The sequence below is a fragment of the Saccharopolyspora erythraea genome (assembly GCF_018141105.1).
GTDB lineage: Bacteria > Actinomycetota > Actinomycetes > Mycobacteriales > Pseudonocardiaceae > Saccharopolyspora_D > Saccharopolyspora_D erythraea_A.
The window spans coordinates 2,619,862-2,636,249 of sequence record NZ_CP054839.1; the positions used below are offsets into that span (position 1 = coordinate 2,619,862).

General features: G+C 72.0%; 15 protein-coding genes and 1 pseudogene. 9 read left to right on the forward strand and 7 right to left on the reverse strand.

Annotation, left to right across the window (positions count from 1 at the left end; all coding sequences use genetic code 11):
- Nucleotides 1-47: 47 nt before the first annotated feature.
- Nucleotides 48-224: a hypothetical protein gene (locus HUO13_RS12235; protein WP_211901505.1), complete on the reverse strand. Its 177-nt coding sequence runs from the start codon at nt 222-224 to the stop codon at nt 48-50.
- Between the two features lie 206 nt (nt 225-430).
- On the opposite strand from HUO13_RS12235, the gene HUO13_RS12240 reads away from it, so the two are divergent.
- From HUO13_RS12240 to HUO13_RS12255, 4 genes are all read left to right on the forward strand, one after another.
- Nucleotides 431-703: an FmdB family zinc ribbon protein gene (locus tag HUO13_RS12240; protein ID WP_211901506.1), complete on the forward strand. Its 273-nt coding sequence runs from the start codon at nt 431-433 to the stop codon at nt 701-703.
- A gap of 53 nt (nt 704-756) precedes the next feature.
- Nucleotides 757-1,401 carry an AmiS/UreI family transporter gene (locus HUO13_RS12245; RefSeq protein ID WP_211901507.1) on the forward strand — a complete coding sequence of 215 codons (645 nt, stop codon included), beginning with the start codon at nt 757-759 and terminating at the stop codon, nt 1,399-1,401.
- A gap of 51 nt (nt 1,402-1,452) precedes the next feature.
- The gene (gene fmdA, locus HUO13_RS12250; protein WP_211901508.1) at nt 1,453-2,700 is read left to right on the forward strand and encodes a formamidase; all 1,248 of its coding nucleotides are present in this window, start codon (nt 1,453-1,455) and stop codon (nt 2,698-2,700) included.
- 97 nt (nt 2,701-2,797) lie between these two features.
- Complete coding sequence (locus tag HUO13_RS12255; RefSeq protein ID WP_211901509.1) at nt 2,798-3,559, forward strand: DUF427 domain-containing protein; 762 nt, start codon at nt 2,798-2,800, stop codon at nt 3,557-3,559.
- 57 nt (nt 3,560-3,616) lie between these two features.
- Here the strand turns inward: HUO13_RS12255 and HUO13_RS12260 are convergent, their stop codons facing one another.
- The 3 genes and pseudogenes from HUO13_RS12260 to HUO13_RS12270 form a co-directional block, all read right to left on the reverse strand.
- Nucleotides 3,617-4,537 (reverse strand): sigma-70 family RNA polymerase sigma factor, encoded by a 921-nt coding sequence (locus HUO13_RS12260; protein ID WP_211901510.1) that lies wholly within the window; start codon nt 4,535-4,537, stop codon nt 3,617-3,619.
- 154 nt (nt 4,538-4,691) lie between these two features.
- Nucleotides 4,692-6,467 (reverse strand): glyoxylate carboligase, encoded by a 1,776-nt coding sequence (gene gcl / locus HUO13_RS12265; protein ID WP_211901511.1) that lies wholly within the window; start codon nt 6,465-6,467, stop codon nt 4,692-4,694.
- A 16-nt stretch (nt 6,468-6,483) separates the two neighbouring features.
- Nucleotides 6,484-7,383 (reverse strand): annotated as a pseudogene (locus tag HUO13_RS12270) (2-hydroxy-3-oxopropionate reductase); the annotation flags it as partial.
- Nucleotides 7,384-7,815: 432 nt separating this feature from the next.
- Here HUO13_RS12270 and dctA point away from each other — a divergent pair.
- The 3 genes from dctA to HUO13_RS12285 all read left to right on the forward strand — a co-directional run bounded on the left by dctA (nt 7,816) and on the right by HUO13_RS12285 (nt 10,577).
- Complete coding sequence (gene dctA / locus HUO13_RS12275; protein ID WP_211901513.1) at nt 7,816-9,273, forward strand: C4-dicarboxylate transporter DctA; 1,458 nt, start codon at nt 7,816-7,818, stop codon at nt 9,271-9,273.
- Between the two features lie 87 nt (nt 9,274-9,360).
- The gene (locus tag HUO13_RS12280) at nt 9,361-9,816 is read left to right on the forward strand and encodes a carboxymuconolactone decarboxylase family protein (protein ID WP_211901514.1); all 456 of its coding nucleotides are present in this window, start codon (nt 9,361-9,363) and stop codon (nt 9,814-9,816) included.
- Nucleotides 9,817-9,926: 110 nt separating this feature from the next.
- On the forward strand, nt 9,927-10,577 hold the full coding sequence (locus HUO13_RS12285; protein ID WP_211901515.1) for a cyclase family protein: 651 nt from the start codon (nt 9,927-9,929) through the stop codon (nt 10,575-10,577).
- A gap of 18 nt (nt 10,578-10,595) precedes the next feature.
- Here HUO13_RS12285 and HUO13_RS12290 read toward each other — a convergent pair whose 3' ends face one another.
- Nucleotides 10,596-12,533: a glycoside hydrolase family 2 protein gene (locus tag HUO13_RS12290; RefSeq protein WP_249124703.1), complete on the reverse strand. Its 1,938-nt coding sequence runs from the start codon at nt 12,531-12,533 to the stop codon at nt 10,596-10,598.
- Nucleotides 12,534-12,832: 299 nt separating this feature from the next.
- On the reverse strand, nt 12,833-13,384 hold the full coding sequence (locus HUO13_RS12295) for a hypothetical protein (protein ID WP_211901516.1): 552 nt from the start codon (nt 13,382-13,384) through the stop codon (nt 12,833-12,835).
- A 445-nt stretch (nt 13,385-13,829) separates the two neighbouring features.
- Here HUO13_RS12295 and HUO13_RS12300 point away from each other — a divergent pair, with 445 nt between their 5' ends.
- The gene (locus tag HUO13_RS12300) at nt 13,830-14,483 is read left to right on the forward strand and encodes a hypothetical protein (protein ID WP_211901517.1); all 654 of its coding nucleotides are present in this window, start codon (nt 13,830-13,832) and stop codon (nt 14,481-14,483) included.
- Here HUO13_RS12300 and HUO13_RS12305 read toward each other — a convergent pair.
- Complete coding sequence (locus tag HUO13_RS12305; RefSeq protein ID WP_249124705.1) at nt 14,431-15,210, reverse strand: cupin domain-containing protein; 780 nt, start codon at nt 15,208-15,210, stop codon at nt 14,431-14,433. The genes HUO13_RS12300 and HUO13_RS12305 overlap by 53 nt on opposite strands.
- 139 nt (nt 15,211-15,349) lie before the next feature.
- On the opposite strand from HUO13_RS12305, the gene HUO13_RS12310 reads away from it, so the two are divergent.
- Complete coding sequence (locus HUO13_RS12310) at nt 15,350-16,321, forward strand: D-2-hydroxyacid dehydrogenase family protein (RefSeq protein WP_211901519.1); 972 nt, start codon at nt 15,350-15,352, stop codon at nt 16,319-16,321.
- Nucleotides 16,322-16,388 lie beyond the last annotated feature (67 nt).

The window sequence follows — 16,388 nt, forward strand, 5'->3', positions numbered from 1 at the left end:
GGGCACGGGCGCGACGACCTCGCGCTCGCCCGCCGGGCGGTGGTGTTTCAGCGCACCGGGGTCTCGGCCTGCGGCACCGTCGGCCGGGCGGTGACCACGACGGGGCCACCGCAGTTCCAGCACGCGGGGGAGGCTTCGGGCGGGGTGCGCCCTGCGACGTCGCAGTCCGGGCACGTCCACGCGGTCACGACCACGTGACCGGGGTGCTGTCGGGGGCCGCTCATGGGATCACCGGGGAATCGTCGACGGGGGAGAACCGACTGGGTTCGGGGGCCGGCTCACGGGTGCCCTACGAAAACAAACCCCGCCCGCCAGGTCAACGGCTGACCGGGACTGGAGTCCCTGGACAGGGCACTAGGCACGGGCGTGTTCTGGGTGGTGGGCCATCGACCACGACCGATGGCCGGCCGGTAGGTCCGAGGGGGCACCGATGGCCACATACGAGTACGACTGCCCCGACTGCGGCCGCTTCGACGCGCACGAGCCGATCGGCACGGCGGCCGACACGCACGAGTGCCCGGGATGCCGGGGGCAGGCGCGCCGGATCTTCTCGGCGCCCCACCTGGTGGCCACGAGCGCGCCGATGCGCCGGGCGCGTGCGATCGAGGAACGCAGCGCCGACGAGCCCGCGGTGGTCTCGGAGGTACCGGGCAGGCCCCCGCCCGCCCCGCACCCGGCGCTCAGCCGCCTTCCCCGGCCGTGAGACCGGTACTCGCCCGGCTCGTCACCACCGTCGCGGCATAGGAGGTGTCATCGGTGGCATTCGTGGGACTGCTTTACGTGGGAGCGGTGCTCTTCCTCAACGGCGTGATGCTGCTGGGCAAGGCCGACCCCAAGTCGATCGGGGTGTTCAACATCTTCGTCGGCGCGCTGCAGGTGGTCACGCCGACCATCCTGATCGCCGCCAACCTCAACGACCCCGTGACCATCCTCAACGCGTCGGGCATCTACCTGTTCGGCTTCACCTACCTCTACGTCGGCATCGGCCTGATCGGGGAGTTCGACAGCACCGGCGTCGGATGGTTCTCGCTGTTCGTCGCGATCATGGCGCTGGGCTACTCGTTCGCGAACTTCCGGCTGCTGGGGGACGCCCCGTTCGGCGTCATCTGGCTCTACTGGTCGTTCCTGTGGCTGCTGTTCTTCCTCCTCCTCGGGCTGAAGATGGAGGGACTGACCACCTACACCGGCTGGGTCGCCGCCATCGAGGGGTGGGTCACCGCGGCGATCCCGGCCTTCCTGACCCTCACCGGCTACTGGGTGTACCCGGACCGGATCGCTGTCGCCCTGGCCGTGTTCGGAGTCGTGGTGTTCGCCGGCATCTGGCTGTTCACCAGCGGCGCGGTGCCGCATCGCGCGGCGCGCGGACCCCGGGCGGCCCCGCCGCCCACCCCGGCGCACTGAGACCGGGACCCGGCCCAGCCGGAGCACACGCATCAGCGGGAGATGATTTCCATGCCAGAAGTGGTGTTCAGCGTCGACCAGTCGAAGTCGATGCGGGAGCAGGCGGTACCGGGCCACAACCGGTGGCACCCGGACGTCCCGGTGGCCGTGATGGTCCGGCCGGGCCAGGAGTTCCGCGTCGAGTGCCGGGAGTGGACCGACGCGCAGCTCGGCAACAACGACTCCGCCAACGACGTGCGCGACGTCGACCTGGACGTCACGCACATGCTCTCCGGCCCCATCGGCGTGGAGGGCGCCGAGCCCGGCGACCTCCTGGTGGTCGACATCCTCGACCTCGGCCCGGTGCCGCAGGAGGTGGGCGACGCCCCCGGCCAGGGCTGGGGCTACACCGGCGTCTTCGCCAAGGTCAACGGCGGCGGCTTCCTGACCGACTACTTCCCGGACGCCTACAAGGCGATCTGGGACTTCCACGGCCAGGTGGCGACCTCCCGGCACCTGCCAGGGGTCCGCTACACCGGCATCACCCACCCCGGCCTGTTCGGCACGGCCCCCTCCGCGGAGCTGCTGCAGCGGTGGAACCGGCGGGAGCAGGCGCTCATCGACACCGATCCGAACCGGGTGCCGCCGCTCGGGCTGCCGCCGTCGGCGGCGGGCGCGCTGGCGGGGCAGGCGAGCGGTTCCGACGCGGAACGGATCGCCGCCGAGGGCGCCCGCACGGTGCCGGCCAGGGAGAACGGAGGCAACCACGACATCAAGAACTTCACCCGCGGTTCCCGGGTGTTCTACCCCGTGCACGTCAAGGACGCCAAGCTCTCCGGGGGCGACCTGCACTTCAGCCAGGGCGACGGGGAGATCACCTTCTGCGGTGCGATCGAGATGGGCGGGTTCATCGACTTCCACGTCGACCTCATCAAGGGCGGCATGGAGACCTACGGGATCAGCACCAACCCGGTGTTCATGCCGGGCAACGTCGAGCCGCGCTACTCGGAGTTCATGACCTTCATCGGGATCTCGGTGGACCACGACACCGACACGAACTACTACCTGGACGCCTCGGTGGCCTACCGCCGCGCGTGCCTGAACGGCGTCGAGTACCTCAAGAAGTTCGGCTACAGCGGTGAGCAGGCGTACCTGCTGCTCGGGTCGGCTCCGATCGAGGGCCGGATCAGCGGCGTGGTGGACATCCCCAACGCGTGCTGCTCGTTGTACCTGCCCACGGCGATCTTCGACTTCGACGTGCGGCCGAGTGCGGCGGGCCCGGCCCGCGAGGACCGCGGCCAGTGCGCGGTGACGTCCTGACCGCCGGGTGGCCCCGCCCGCCGCGGTGGGGCCACCCGCGGGAAGCAGGCGGGTCCGCCCGGCGTTGACCCTGGAACCCGACGTTTCGGAGGTCAGCATGAGCAGTGACCCGAGCCAGGACGTACCGACCGAGACCTCGCACAAGCGGGTGCGCGCGTACCTGCGCGGCCGGCTCGTGGCCGACACCCGGAGTCCGGTCCTGGTGTGGGAGCACCAGTACTACCCGACCTACTACCTGCCGGCCGAGGACGTGCGGGCCCGGCTCGAACCGACGGGTGCCACGCGGCACTCCGGCAGGCTGGGCGACGGCACGGTCTACGACGTGCGCGCGGCCGACGCCGTCGCCGAAGCGGCCGCCATCGGCTACCTGGAGTCGCCGGTGCGCGAGCTGCGCGGGCTCGTGCGCATCGCGTGGGAGGCCATGGACCACTGGTTCGAGGAGGACGAACCGGTCTACGTGCACCCCCGCGACCCGCACAAGCGCGTCGACGTGCTGGCCAGCTCCCGCCACGTCGTGGTGCGCATCGGCGACGTCGTCGTCGCCGACTCGCACCGCCCGCACATCCTGTTCGAGACGGGCCTGCCGCCGCGGTACTACCTGCCGATCCCCGATGTCCGCATGGACCTGCTGCGCGCGTCGGACCACCGGACGCAGTGCCCGTACAAGGGCACGGCGAGCTACTGGGACGTCGTCATCGGCGACACCGAGCACGCGGGCATCGTCTGGTCCTACCCCGTGCCGCTGCCGGAGAGCCAGAAGATCGCAGGGCTGGCCTGCTTCTACGACGAACGCGTGGACATCACGGTCGACGGCGAACCCCAGCAGCGCCCGCGCACGCCGTTCAGCCCGGTGTCGTAGCCGGGGCTTCCGGGTTGCGATGGCAACCCGGAAGACCTGCGGACCGGTGCGGGCAGGTCAGGGCTCGAGGAGCTCGACGTCGAGCTCGGCCAGGCGGGCGGGGTCGGCGACGACGTCGATGCCGACGATCCGGCCGTCCTCGACGGCGAACCCGAACACCACGCGCGGCGTCCCGCCCGGCGCGTAGGTCGCCGACAGGACGCCGTCGACGAGCGCGGGCTGCGCCCCCCGCGCGCGCCCGGAGAAGGTGTCGGCCACCGCAGAGGCCCCGCGGATCTCGCCGGCCAGCAGCGGAGCGCCCTGCGCCCGGCTCGCCCCGGCCGTCGCCACCGCCGCGCCGTCGGCGCGCAGGACGACGTCCGGGTCGAGCACCGCGAGCAGGGCTTCGAGATCGCCGCCGCGGGCGGCGGTCAGGAAGGCGTCGACGACCTCGCGCCTGCGGGCGGTGTCGCCTTCGGCGGTGCGGGCCCCGCCGGCGGGAGAGGTGCCCTGCACCCGGCGGCGGGCCCGGCTGGCCAGCTGGCGCGCGGCCGCGGTGCTGCGGCCGACGACCGGGGCGATCTCGTCGTAGGGCACCGCGAACATGTCGTGCAGCACGAACGCCAGCCGTTCGGCGGGCTCGAGCGTGTCCAGCACGACCAGCAGCGCCTGCCCGACCGAGTCGGCCAGGACGGCCTGCTGCTCGGGCGTGGCGGGGTCCCGCTCGCGCGCGACCTCGTCGGGCAGGTGCACGCCCCGCGGGTCCTCGCGCCGCGACCGCCGCGAGCGCAGCACGTCCAGGCAGACCCGGCCGACGACCGTGGTCAGCCAGCCGCCGAGGTTGGCCACCTCGGAGGTGTCGGAGCGGCTGAGGCGCAGCCATGCCTCCTGCACCGCGTCCTCGGCCTCGGCGTGCGAGCCGAGCATCCGGTAGGCCACCGCGCGCAGGTGAGCGCGGTGCGCCTCGAACCGGTCGGCCAGGAACTCGTTGTCGTCCATCGCTGCGTCACATTCTCTCGGCGCGGTCCGTCACAGGTGTTGACGGACGGCGTGCGCCGGATGTGACGAGAAGGGACCGCGCCGTTGCGGACGACCAGGATTGGGGGGCCGTCCCGCCCGGGGTGAACGGGGGCGCGCCGGGCGGGACGGCGGGTCAGATGAGCGGCGCGGTGGCGGTGGGGGCGTCCGCAGCGACCTCCGCGATGGCCTCGAACTCGGCGACGCCGTCGATCTCGGTGCCCATCGCGATGTTGGTGACGCGTTCGAGGATGACCTCCACGACCACCGGAACCCGGTGCTCCGCGGCGAGGTTCCCGGCCTTCTCGAACGCGGGAAGCAGGTCGCCGGGCTCGTGCACCCGGATCGCCTTGCAGCCCAGGCCCTCGGCGACCTTGACGTGGTCGACGCCGTAGGCGCCCAGCTCGGGGGCGTTGATGTTCTTGAACGAGAGCTGCACGCAGTAGTCCATGTCGAACCCGCGCTGTGCCTGCCTGATCAGCCCGAGGTAGGAGTTGTTCACCACGACGTGCACGTAGGGCAGGTTGAACTGCGCGCCGACGGCCAGTTCTTCGAGCATGAACTGGAAGTCGTAGTCGCCGGAGATCGCGACGACCGGGGATTCCGGATCGGCCACCCGCACCCCGAGCGCGGCGGGCACCGTCCAGCCGAGCGGACCGGCCTGGCCGCAGTTGATCCAGTGCCTGGGCCGCTGCACGTGCAGGAACTGGGCCGCGGCGATCTGCGACAGCCCGATCGCGCTGACGTAGCGGGTCTCGGGCCCGAACGCCCGGTTCATCTCCTCGTAGACGCGCTGGGGCTTGATCGGAACGTCGTCGAAGTGGGTGCGTCGCTGGAGGGTCTGCTTGCGCCTCCGGCACCGCGCCACCCATCCCGTCCGCTCGGGGAGCAGCCCCTCGGCCTTCCACGACCGGGCCACCTCGACGAACCGCTCCAGCGCCGCTCCGGCATCGGAGACGATCCCGTAGTCGGGCGCGAACACCCGGCCGATCTGGGTGGGTTCGATGTCGACGTGGACGAACGTGCGGCCCCGCGTGTAGGTGTCGACGCCGCCGGTGTGCCGGTTCGCCCACCGGTTGCCGATGCCCAGCACGAAGTCGGCCTCGAGCATCGTGGCGTTGCCGTAGCGGTGGGCGGCCTGCAGCCCCACCATGCCCGCCATCAGCGGATGGTCGTCGGCGATGGTGCCCCAGCCCATCAGCGTGGGCACCACGGGGACGTCGACCAGCTCGGCGAACTCGACCAGGAGATCGGCGGCATCGGCGTTGACGATCCCGCCACCGGCGACGATCAGCGGGCGCTCGGCGGCCGCGAGCATCGCCAGCGCCTTCTCGGCCTGGGCCCGGGTCGCCGCGGGCCTGGCCAGCGGCATCGGCTCGTAGGTGTCGGGGTCGAACTCGATCTCGGCGAGCTGGACGTCGACGGGCAGGTCGATCAGCACCGGGCCCGGCCTGCCGGAGCGCATGAGGTGGAAGGCCTGCTGGAACGTGCCGGGCACCTGCGCGGGTTCCAGGACGGTGACCGCCATCTTGGTCACCGGCTGCGCGATCGAGGAGATGTCGACGGCCTGGAAGTCCTCCTTGTGCAACCGGGCGACCGGAGCCTGTCCGGTGATGCACAGGATCGGGACCGAGTCGGCCGAGGCCGAGTACAGGCCGGTGACCATGTCGGTCCCGGCGGGGCCGGACGTACCGACGCACACGCCGATGTTGCCCGGCGCGGTCCGGGTGTAGCCCTCGGCCATGTGCGAGGCGCCTTCGACGTGGCGGGCCAGCGTGTGCTCGATCCCCCCGCGGGCGCGCAACGCGGCGTAGAACGGGTTGATCGCGGCGCCGGGGACGCCGAACGCGTGGTCCACGCCCTCGCGCTTGAGGATTTCCACGGCCGCCGCGGCGGCGGTCATCTTGGGCATGTTCGGTCGTCTCTCCTCAGGATTCCCGGCCGCGACCGGAGAGCTCTTCGGCCAGCTTCAGCAGGGCGGAGTGGTCGAGGCCGCCGTCGCCGCGCGCGACCAGGGCCGCGACGAGCTGGGACACCACCGCGCCCAGCGGCAGCACCACGCCCGACTCGCGGGCGGTCGACTCCACGATGCCCAGGTCCTTGTGGTGCAGGGCGAGGCGGAACCCGGGCGTGAACTCGCGGGCGAGCATGCCCGCGGACTTGCGGTCGAGGATCGCGCTGCCGGCGAGGCCGCCGGCCAGGACCTTCGTCGCCGCCTCGGTGTCGACGTCCTGGGCCTCCAGGAACACGATCGCCTCGGCGACGAGCTCGAGGTTCCCGGCGACGATGAGCTGGTTGGCCGCCTTGACCGTCTGCCCCGCGCCCGCCGGACCCACGCGCACGATCGTCTTGCCGACCGCGTCGAGCACCGGCCGGGCCGCCTCGAAGTCCTCGGGCGCACCGCCGACCATGATGGACAGCGCGCCGTCGATGGCGCCCTGCTCGCCGCCGCTGACCGGAGCGTCGAGCACGCGCACGCCGAACCGCTCGGCCGCGGCGGCGACGGACTTCGACGTCTCCGGGCGGATCGTGCTGCAGTCGATCAGCAGCAGGCCCTCCTTCGCGCCGGCGAGCACACCTCCCTCGCCGAGCACGACCTCCTCGACGTCCGGCGAGTCCGGCAGCATCGTCACGACGACGTCCGCCGCACGCACGGCCTCGCCGATCGAGTCCGCCGCCCGGCCGCCCTGCTCGACGAGACGGTCGACCGCAGGACGGCTGCGGTTGAAGCCGATCACGTCGAACCCGGCTCGCACGAGGTTGTGGGCCATCGGCCCACCCATGATGCCCAGCCCCAGGAACGCAACAGTGGTCATGGAAATCTCTCCCGGTCGCCTGCACGGCGCGCGTAGTTTCGTATTGCGGAAAAAGAATTCTGTGTAGTGAAATAGACGCTAGGCTGCCGCCCCGCGCCACGTCAAGCCTGGCGCGTTCAGGCTGCGCAGAAGGGCTTCTCGTTGCCAGCCCGCCGGCTCGCGACCTACCTGGCATGCCGCCGGTTGGCGTAGGGTCCTCCGGCAAGCCGTCGTCGCCTGACGCGCCCCGGTGGCCCAATCCGCGGTTCCGCGATCGGGCCCGGAAAAGAATGGATCCGCTCCAGTCTTGTTCTCAACAATTTGTTGAGTTTCCTGGTCGGAAACAAATCCGAGACCATTTGTGAATTCTGCTCGCGGAAGCTTGCTTGACGGGATGAGTGCCCCGACTCACACTCAGGTCCCACATAACGAAAGTGAACTTCCGCATCGCGAAAGAAGCTGCTCGTGTCCCAAGTCATCGCTCCCCTGCGCAAGACACGGCTGAGGAACGTCCTGTCCTCGCTGTTCGTCCAGGTCCTGATCGCCGCGGTCATCGGCATCATCGCCGGGCACTTCTGGCCCGACTTCGGCGAAGCCCTCAAGCCGGTCGGAGACGGGTTCATCCGCCTCATCAAGATGGTGATCGCCCCGCTCATCTTCTGCGTGGTCGTCGTCGGCATCGCCAAGGCGGGCGACATGCGCTCCGTCGGCCGGATCGGCTTCAAGGCGCTGATCTACTTCGAGGTCGTCACCACCGCCGCGCTCGCACTCGGCCTCATCGCAGGCAACGTGTTCCAGCCGGGCGCGGGGCTCAACGTCGACCCCGGCACGCTCGACACCTCGGGCGTGGAGGCCAAGACCCAGGGCGGGCACATGCCCGGCCCCGCCGAGTTCGTGCTGCACATGATCCCCGACAGCGCGGTGGGCGCCTTCGCGGAGAACGAGCTGCTGCAGGTCCTGCTGTTCGCGGTGTTGTTCGCGTCGGGACTGCTGCACGTCGGCATCGACCGCGCGCCCCAGGTCTTCAACTTCATCGAGCAGGCCGGCGAGATCATCTTCAAGGTCATCGGCTACGTCATGCGGCTGGCGCCGATCGCGGTGTTCGGTTCGATGGCCTACCTGATCGGCCAGTACGGGCTCTCGTCCCTGTCTACCTACGCCAAGCTGATCGCCGCGTGCTACGGGTCCGCGCTGCTGTTCATCGTCCTGCTCGGCATCCTCATGCGGGTGCTGACGGGGCTGAGCCTCGTGCGGTTCCTGCGCTACACGCGCGAGGAGTTCGCGCTCGCCGTCGGTACCGCGTCCAGCGAGTGCGTGATGCCGCGCATGATGGAGAAGCTGGAGCGGGCCGGGTGCCGCAAGGAGGCCGTCGGCCTGGTCGTGCCGACCGGCTACTCGTTCAACCTCGACGGCGCGTCCATCTACCTGTCGCTGGCGACGCTGTTCATGGCGCAGGCCGTGGGCGTCGACCTCACGATCGGGCAGCAGATCACCGTCGTCCTCGTGCTCATCCTGACCTCCAAGGGCATGGCGGGCGTCCCCGGATCGGCGTTCATCGCGCTGTCGGCCACCGCCTCCGCGGTCGGCGTGATCCCGGTGGCCGCGGTCGCCCTGATGCTCGGCGCCGACCGGATCATGGACACGATGCGGGTGGTGACCAACCTGCTCGGCAACTGCGTCGCGACCTTCATCGTGTCCAAGTGGGACAACGCGTTGGACCAGGACCAGGCGCGGCAGGTCCTCTCCACACCGGAGGCGTCTTCGAAGGCGTTGCAGTCCGAGGACGAGTCGGGTGAGCAGTCCGGCGAGCGCGTCCCCGCCATGGCGGGCGAGGCGGCGCAGGGCACCGGAACGCCGGTCGTCGCGGCCGAGGGCATCCCGGCGCAGCAGGCGCCAGGCGATGACGCCACGACCAAGGCCTGACACGCACTTCGGCCGTCGCTGTCACATCCTCTCCCGGCGGTTCGTCATGGAGGTGAAGACGAACTCCACCAGGAACGAGGAGAGACCATGCAGGCACGGATGAACAACCCCGCGACGCTGCTCCCGGGGGTCATGGAGGCCATCCAGTCCCTCATCAAGGCGGCGCACCAGGGCGGGGTCCCGGAGCGGACGCTGGAGCTGGTCCACCTGCGTACGAGCCAGATCAACGGCTGCGCGGCGTGCGTCGACTACGGCGTGCGCACCGCGAAGAAGTCGGGGGAGACCGACGAGCGCCTGGCCACGACCGCGGTCTGGCGGGAGGCGCCCTACTTCACCGACGCCGAGCGGGCCGCGCTGGCGCTGGCCGAGTCGGCCACCCGCCTCGCCGACCACCCCGGCGCGGTGCCCGACGAGATCTGGGACGAGGCCGCCGAACACTACGACGAGGAGGAACTGGCCGCCCTGGTCCTCTGGATCGGCGTGACCAACATGTTCAACCGGGTCAACGTCACGCTCCGGGTTCCCGCGGGCACGAACTTCTGACCGGGCTCCGACGTCGAGTCCTGCCGCGACCGCCCGCCGCGCACCGCCGCGGCGGGCGGCGCCGTCTCCGCACCCGGGCGACAGCCCTCACCGGCTGCGATGATGAGCCGATGCGTCTGGTCGATCTCAGCCATGTCATCGAGCCGGGGATGGTCACCTACCCGGGCCTGCCGGGGCCGGAGATCTCCAGACACCTGAGCTTCGACGACTCGCGTTCGCACTACTCGGCGGGCACGGAGTTCACCATCGGGCGGATCAGCATGGTCTCCAACACCGGTACCTACCTCGACACTCCCGCGCACCGCTTCCGCGACGGGGACGACCTGAGCCGGCTGCCGCTGGAACGCTGCGCGATGCTGCCCGCTGCCGTCGTCGACGGCGGCGACAGCGCCATCGGTCCCGACGCGTTCGAGGGCGTCGAGGTCGGCGGGTGCGCCGTGCTGCTGCGGACCGGCTGGGACCGGCACTGGGGCACAGACCGCTACGGCGCCCCGGAGCACCCGCACCTCACCGAAGCCGGTGCCCGGTACCTGGTCGATCGCGGTGCCGCGCTCGTGGGGATCGACTCGGTCAACATCGATGACACCCGCACCGGCGACCGGCCCGCGCACACCGTCCTGCTGGGCGCCGACGTGCCGGTCGTCGAGCACCTCACCGGCCTGGGCGCCCTCCCCGCGACAGGAGCCCGGTTCACCGCCGTGCCTCCGGCCGTGAGCGGGCTCGCGACCTTCCCCGTACGGGCTTTCGCGACCATCCAGTGATGAGGCCGTAGAGCCTGCTCAACCAGCGTCCGCCCCCACCACCAGCGTCGCCTCCGCGGCGCCCAGGGTGGGGTGGTGGGCGCGCAGGCGCACGGTGCCGGTGCCGTCGGTGCTGCGCAGCCACACCGCCCCCGCGCCGCCCGTGTCCTCCAGGGGAAACGGGTTGCTGCCGACCAGCACCGCCGGGCCGTCGAGTTCCAGGGCCACGGCACCGGAAACGTACGGGCGGGGAGCGCCGTGCTCGTCGACGGCCCGCAGTTCGGCGCGGGTCGCGTCGGTCCCGCCGCTGCGCAGGGAGTCGTCGTCGAGCCGCAGCGACAACCGGTCGCGGGCGCGGTCGGCGGAGAAACTGCGGCTGAGCACGACGCGACCGCCGAGCGTGCCGTCCACCCGCAGTTCGACCGCACCACCCGCGGTGGACAGGTCGGCGAAGAACGGCGGATGCGGCAGGTGCGGGAACTCCTCGCGCGCGGGTGCCAGGGTCGCGTGGTGGGTCCCGTCCAGGTACAGCTCGAGCCGCTCGAGGTTCGACCAGATCGCCGCCCGCGCACCGAGACCGGTAACCGGGCTCGGCGGTCCCAGGTCCCAGTAGAACGAGGGCTCGATCACCGGACGCCGCAGCGGATCGGCCTGCGCGCGGTACATCGCCGCCCCCGGCTTGGGAATCCGGAACAGGTCGACCACGCCGGGCCACTTCACGCCCAGGAAGACGTTGCCGTTGCCGGACGGGTAGTCGATGCCCGCCCACGCCAGCACCCCGGCGTAGCGCTGGTCGGAGCGGCCGCGGTCGTGCACCCGGGCGTGCGCGAGCGCCTGGCCCTGCTGCACGTCCTGCGGGTCGGTGCGGCGGTAGAACCTGGACGGCCCGGACAGCGTGCCGATCGCCTCGCTCACCAGGTACGGCAGGTCGTCGCGCGGTGGTGCCAGCTCGGGGCGCCACCCGCCGTCGCGGGCCGTGCTCGCCGAATAGTCGTTGTAGCCGAACACGTCGTGCTGGAAGTCGGTCGTGCCGTGGTCGGCTCCGTGCATCGCACCGGTGGTCTGGCGGGAGTCGTCGAGCGACCTCGCCAGCCGCTGCGTGCGGGCGTAGAACTCGGCGTTGCCCGGCGTCTCGTTGAGCCGGACGCCCCACAGCACCACCGACGGGTGGTTGCGGTCGCGCACGATCATGTCGTGCACGTCGCGGTAGGCGCGGTCCAGCCAGTCCGCGCCGCCCAGGTACTGCCAGCCCGGCGGCTCGTCCCACACCAGCAGCCCGAGCTCGTCGCAGGCGTCCAGGAACTCCTCGTGCTGCGGGTAGTGCGAGCAGCGGACCATGTTGCAGTTCAGCTCGTCGCGCAGGATCTCGGCATCCCTGCGCTGCACTCGCGCGGGCATCGCGCCTCCGGCGAACGGGTGGAACTGGTGCCGGTTGAGGCCGAACAGCTGCAGCCGCTCGCCGTTGAGGTAGAAGCCGGACCGTTCGAAACGGGCCTCCCGGAACCCCGTGCGCACCGAGTGGTCGTGGACCGGCCGTTCCTGCTCGCAGAGCGTGACCACCACGTCGTGGAGAGCGGGAGCTTCGACCGACCAGAGCTCGACCCCGGTCAGGCCCGGCACGTCGAGCGTCACCGCGTGCCTTCCCGATGGGAGGGGAGGGAGCCGGGTGGTGGCCGAGCCGATCGCCGTGCCGTTGCGCCGCAGCTCGACGTCCACGCGCAGGCCGGTGGCGGCCCGCCCGAGGTCCAGCTCGCAGAGCACCCGGAGGCCGGGACGCCCGAGCACGTCGTAGGGCCTGGCGAACACGTCGGCGATGTGCACCACCGGCACGCCGACCAGCTCGACCTCGCGGTAGAGGCCGGCGGGCTGCCAGAAGTCCACGGCGCTGCTCGGGCGGTCCAGGCCGTGGTTCGGCGGCACGTCGGGCCGGAAGGAGCCGTCGACCACCACGTCGAGCGTGTTGTGCCTGCGCAGCACGCGAGAACCTCGCCGGGAAAGGGGAACTGGACATGGCAGCCGTCCTCTCCGAGCACGGTTGTCGGTGGCCGCGATCCGCGAGAAGGGGAGAGGACGATTCGAGCACGCCGGGCGCCGCGGAGCCAGGAACGGCGCCGATGTTCGCCCTGCTGGAGCAGATGCGCAGTGCGGGCTGGCAGGGTTGCGCGTGCGGTGCGGGCCGACCAGCGCGGTCACGGCCGCGTCCGCGCGACAGCGGACCTGTGAGGCGGGTTCACCGGCCGGCCACGCCCTGAGCCCGGATGTGCCGGCCCCGGGACTCAGGAGCGGTGGTTGGCGCTCCACTCCTTGAGGGCGTCGGCCGCCGACTTCCTGGTCTCCTGGTCGGCATCCTTCGGCGAGGGGGGCTGCACGATGGTGTCGCCGCCGACGGCGGGCGGCTCGGCGGGCTCGTAGTCGGCCCGGGTCCCGCTGCGGTAGCGCTCCTCGTCCGGCTGCGGCGCTGGTGGCGGCTCGTTCTCCGGCAACGGACCGGCGAGGACCCGCGGGTGGGAGCCGAGGGAGCGGTGCTGCTGGGGGTACGAGGGCTCGTGCGCCGCGACGGAGGGGGAGGCGGGCGGGCGCCCGTAGGTGGGCGGATCGGGCCGCCGGGGGCGGCGTGCCGGCCGCGGCGGTCTGCCCTGGTTCTGCACGCCGGAGATGTAGAGCCCCTCGAGGATCAGCACGATGATGCCCACCACCAGCGCGGCGGTGGCGATCCACATCGCCACCGCGTTCGCCGCGAACCACCACAGGCCCGCCGCGACTCCCGCAGCGCCGCCCGAGACGACGGCCAGCAGGTGGAAGAGCAGGTGTACGCCGTAGCCCCTCACGTCATCGACACCTCCTGACCGCTTCGTCGTGCCCGGTCCCCGGCGTGTTCGGCGGAACCCGCCGACGCGACGCGCGTGCCGCGTGCCCGGCGAGCCCGGTCCGCCCAGGACAACCCGGGTCACTGGAAGACGCCTGGACGGGGCCGGAGGGTTGTCCGGGAGCGGGCCACGTCACACCAACGAAGCAAGGGCCGCCGGTGCGACGCGGATTCCCGGCCCCGATGGTAGCCCGCGATGCGCGCGGTTTGCCCGATCAAGACGGGTTGTGCGAATTCGGGGCGAAGGGTTTTTCCACGTGTCGGCGACGTGAGTCGTTCATCACCTGATCGGGGGCGTGTCGAGTCCTCTGCCAGCGGTTCTTCCGCGCCGGTCCTACGGTTGGGACAACGAAGCCCGCGCCAGGAGCCGTGAATTGTGCGTCGGCGGCCCGCGCTCAGGGGAACGCGTGGATCATCGCGGGCTGCTCAAGCGCGGGGGTGGTGTGCCGGTGTTCAACACGCTGGCCGTGTTCGGTGTCGCGGCGACGACGGGGATAGCGGTGATCATGGGGTCGCTGCTGGGCATGTGCTGGGTGGAGCGGAAGCTCGTCGGCAGGAGACCGCGCGTGCCCGCGGTCTCCGCGGCCGTGCTCGCCGGAACCGCCGCACCGGCTCGGGTCGGCGAGGTCCCGGCCGGCTCCGCCGCGGCCGTACCGGATCAGGCCAGGGCAACCGCGCCGATCTCCGCCCCGACCGCCAGACCTCTCCTTGCCGCCGAACCCGTCCCGGCCGCCGCACCGGCGCGCGGGACGGTGCCCCGGCATCGGTGGGCCGAGCCGGCCATGCCCCGCATCGCCCGGCTGGGCGTGCCCGCGTTCTCCGGGCTGCTGGTCCTGGTGGCGCTGTTCGCCAGCACCGTTTCGGCCGGGCTCGGTGCGATCGGGCCGGGTCCGCTGGCGCGCACACCGGCCCGCCCCGGCCGCCACGCCGCGACCACCCGGAGGCGGTGGAGCTCCCGGCCGGGCGGTATCGGCGTCACGGCCTCGCCCGGGATCGGGTCCGCGCAGGTCAGAGGGTCCGGAAGTCTGCGAAGTCGAACCCCGGCGAGACGACGCAGCTGACCAGCGTCTCCGCCGTCGCCGACGCGGTCGCGCGCTGCCAGGTCCCGCCGGGGACCACTGCCTGGGGCACCTGCCCGGCGCCGCCGCCCAGCACGACGGTCCCGGGCTCCTCGCCCGGCCGCTCGCCGGTCCCGCCGAGCGACAGCGTCAGCGGACCGCCCCGGTGCCAGAACCACAGCTCGTCGGAGGCCACGGCGTGCCACTCCGAGGTGCGCCCGGGGGCCAGCAGGAAGTAGATCGAGGTGGCCGTCGGCCGGACCTCGGCGGACCGGGAGACCTCGACGCCGCTGGCCCAGGTGCGCCGGAACCAGCCGCCCTCCGGGTGGGGCAGCAGGTCGAACTCCTCTGCGGTGCGGCTGCGGGTCTCCAGCGACAGGTAGGTTCCGGCGACGTCGCGGCGCGCGTACCGCAGGCCGATGACCGCCGCCCGCTCGATGGGCCCGTAGACGTGCGGGAACAGCACGTCGGAAGAGACGCCCGGGGGCGGCGCGGGGTCGGCGGCCTCCCACCGCACCGGCGCCGACAACCGCGACGGGTCCAGCTCCACGGCGACCATCGGTTCGTCGGCCTCGCGGTAGAGCGCATTGGCGACCGCGAGCGTGGTCGGCACGTCCGGAGAGCAGTGCACGAACCCCTCGCCTGCCAGGCTGGCGGCCGTGATCGGCTCGGCGGGGTCGGCGCGGAACGCGCTCAACGGCATGAGGTGCAGCAGCGTCGATCCAGTCACCACGACAGTGTCCCTGACGGGTGGTGCCCGGCGGCGTCCCCCGAGAGGCCGAGATCAGCGGCGGCCGTCGGCGGCCCGCCGCGCGGTCGTTCGCGCCGCATAGGATCGTCGGGCCGCGAAGTCCAGGTGAGGAGGAGCGATGGCAGTTCGGGTGGCCGTGCTCGACGACTACCAGCGGGTGGCGCGGGACTACGCCGACTGGGACTCGTTGCCCGCGTCGGTGGAGTTCTTCCACGACCACGTCGCCGACCGCGAAGAGCTCGTGCGGCGGCTTCAGCCGTTCCAGGTGATCGCCGCGATGCGGGAGCGCACACCCTTCCCGCGGGAGGTCCTCGAGGCGCTGCCGAACCTGAAGCTGCTGGTCACCACCGGGATGCGCAACGCGTCGATCGACCTGGCCGCCGCCTCCGAGCTCGGGATCACCGTCTCCGGCACCGGCGGCAGCGGGTCCGCGGACCGTTCCTGGCAGCCGACCGCGGAGCTGACCTGGGGCCTGATCTTCGCCGTCACCCGCAACATCCCGCTGGAGGACCGGGCGCTGCGCGAGGGCGGCTGGCAGCGCACCGTCGGGGTCGAGCTCGGCGGGCGGACGCTGGGGCTGCTCGGGCTGGGCAGGCTGGGGACGCAGGTCGCGGCGATCGGGCGGGCGTTCGGTATGCCGGTGATCGCCTGGAGCCAGAACCTCACCGACGAGGCGGCCGAGGCCGCCGGTGCCCGCCGGGTGGACAAGGAGGAGCTGTTCGCCTCCTCCGACATCCTGAGCATCCACACGGTGCTCAGCCGCCGGACGCGCGGGCTGGTCGGTGCCGCCGAACTGGCCCTGATGCGGCCGACGGCCTACCTGATCAACACCTCGCGCGGGCCGATCGTCGACGAGGCCGCGTTGCGGGAGGCGCTGCACGCCGGGCGCATCGCGGGCGCGGGCATCGACGTCTTCGAGCGCGAGCCGCTGCCCGCCGACGACCCGTGGCGCGGTGTGCCGCGCACGGTCCTGACCCCGCACCTCGGGTACGTGACCGAGGGGACCTACCGGGCCTTCTACACCGACACGGTGGAGTCCATCGGCGCGTTCCTGGAGGGAGCGCCGGTCCGCGTCCTCAACGAAGGCTGACGCCGCGTCCTGCCGGCCGGTCGGCCCCCGCGCTGACCGGCCGGATGCGCGGTCGGTGATCCGCGCG

What these genes read in the sequence shown, in the direction of transcription:
- HUO13_RS12235 (WP_211901505.1), bottom strand. Translation starts at nt 224, where the DNA reads ATGAGCGGCCCCCGACAGCACCCCGGTCACGTGGTCGTGACCGCGTGG.
- HUO13_RS12240 (WP_211901506.1), top strand. Translation starts at nt 431, where the DNA reads ATGGCCACATACGAGTACGACTGCCCCGACTGCGGCCGCTTCGACGCG.
- fmdA (WP_211901508.1), top strand. Translation starts at nt 1,453, where the DNA reads ATGCCAGAAGTGGTGTTCAGCGTCGACCAGTCGAAGTCGATGCGGGAG.
- HUO13_RS12255 (WP_211901509.1), top strand. Translation starts at nt 2,798, where the DNA reads ATGAGCAGTGACCCGAGCCAGGACGTACCGACCGAGACCTCGCACAAG.
- HUO13_RS12260 (WP_211901510.1), bottom strand. Translation starts at nt 4,537, where the DNA reads ATGGACGACAACGAGTTCCTGGCCGACCGGTTCGAGGCGCACCGCGCT.
- gcl (WP_211901511.1), bottom strand. Translation starts at nt 6,467, where the DNA reads ATGCCCAAGATGACCGCCGCCGCGGCGGCCGTGGAAATCCTCAAGCGC.
- HUO13_RS12280 (WP_211901514.1), top strand. Translation starts at nt 9,361, where the DNA reads ATGCAGGCACGGATGAACAACCCCGCGACGCTGCTCCCGGGGGTCATG.
- HUO13_RS12285 (WP_211901515.1), top strand. Translation starts at nt 9,927, where the DNA reads ATGCGTCTGGTCGATCTCAGCCATGTCATCGAGCCGGGGATGGTCACC.
- HUO13_RS12310 (WP_211901519.1), top strand. Translation starts at nt 15,350, where the DNA reads ATGGCAGTTCGGGTGGCCGTGCTCGACGACTACCAGCGGGTGGCGCGG.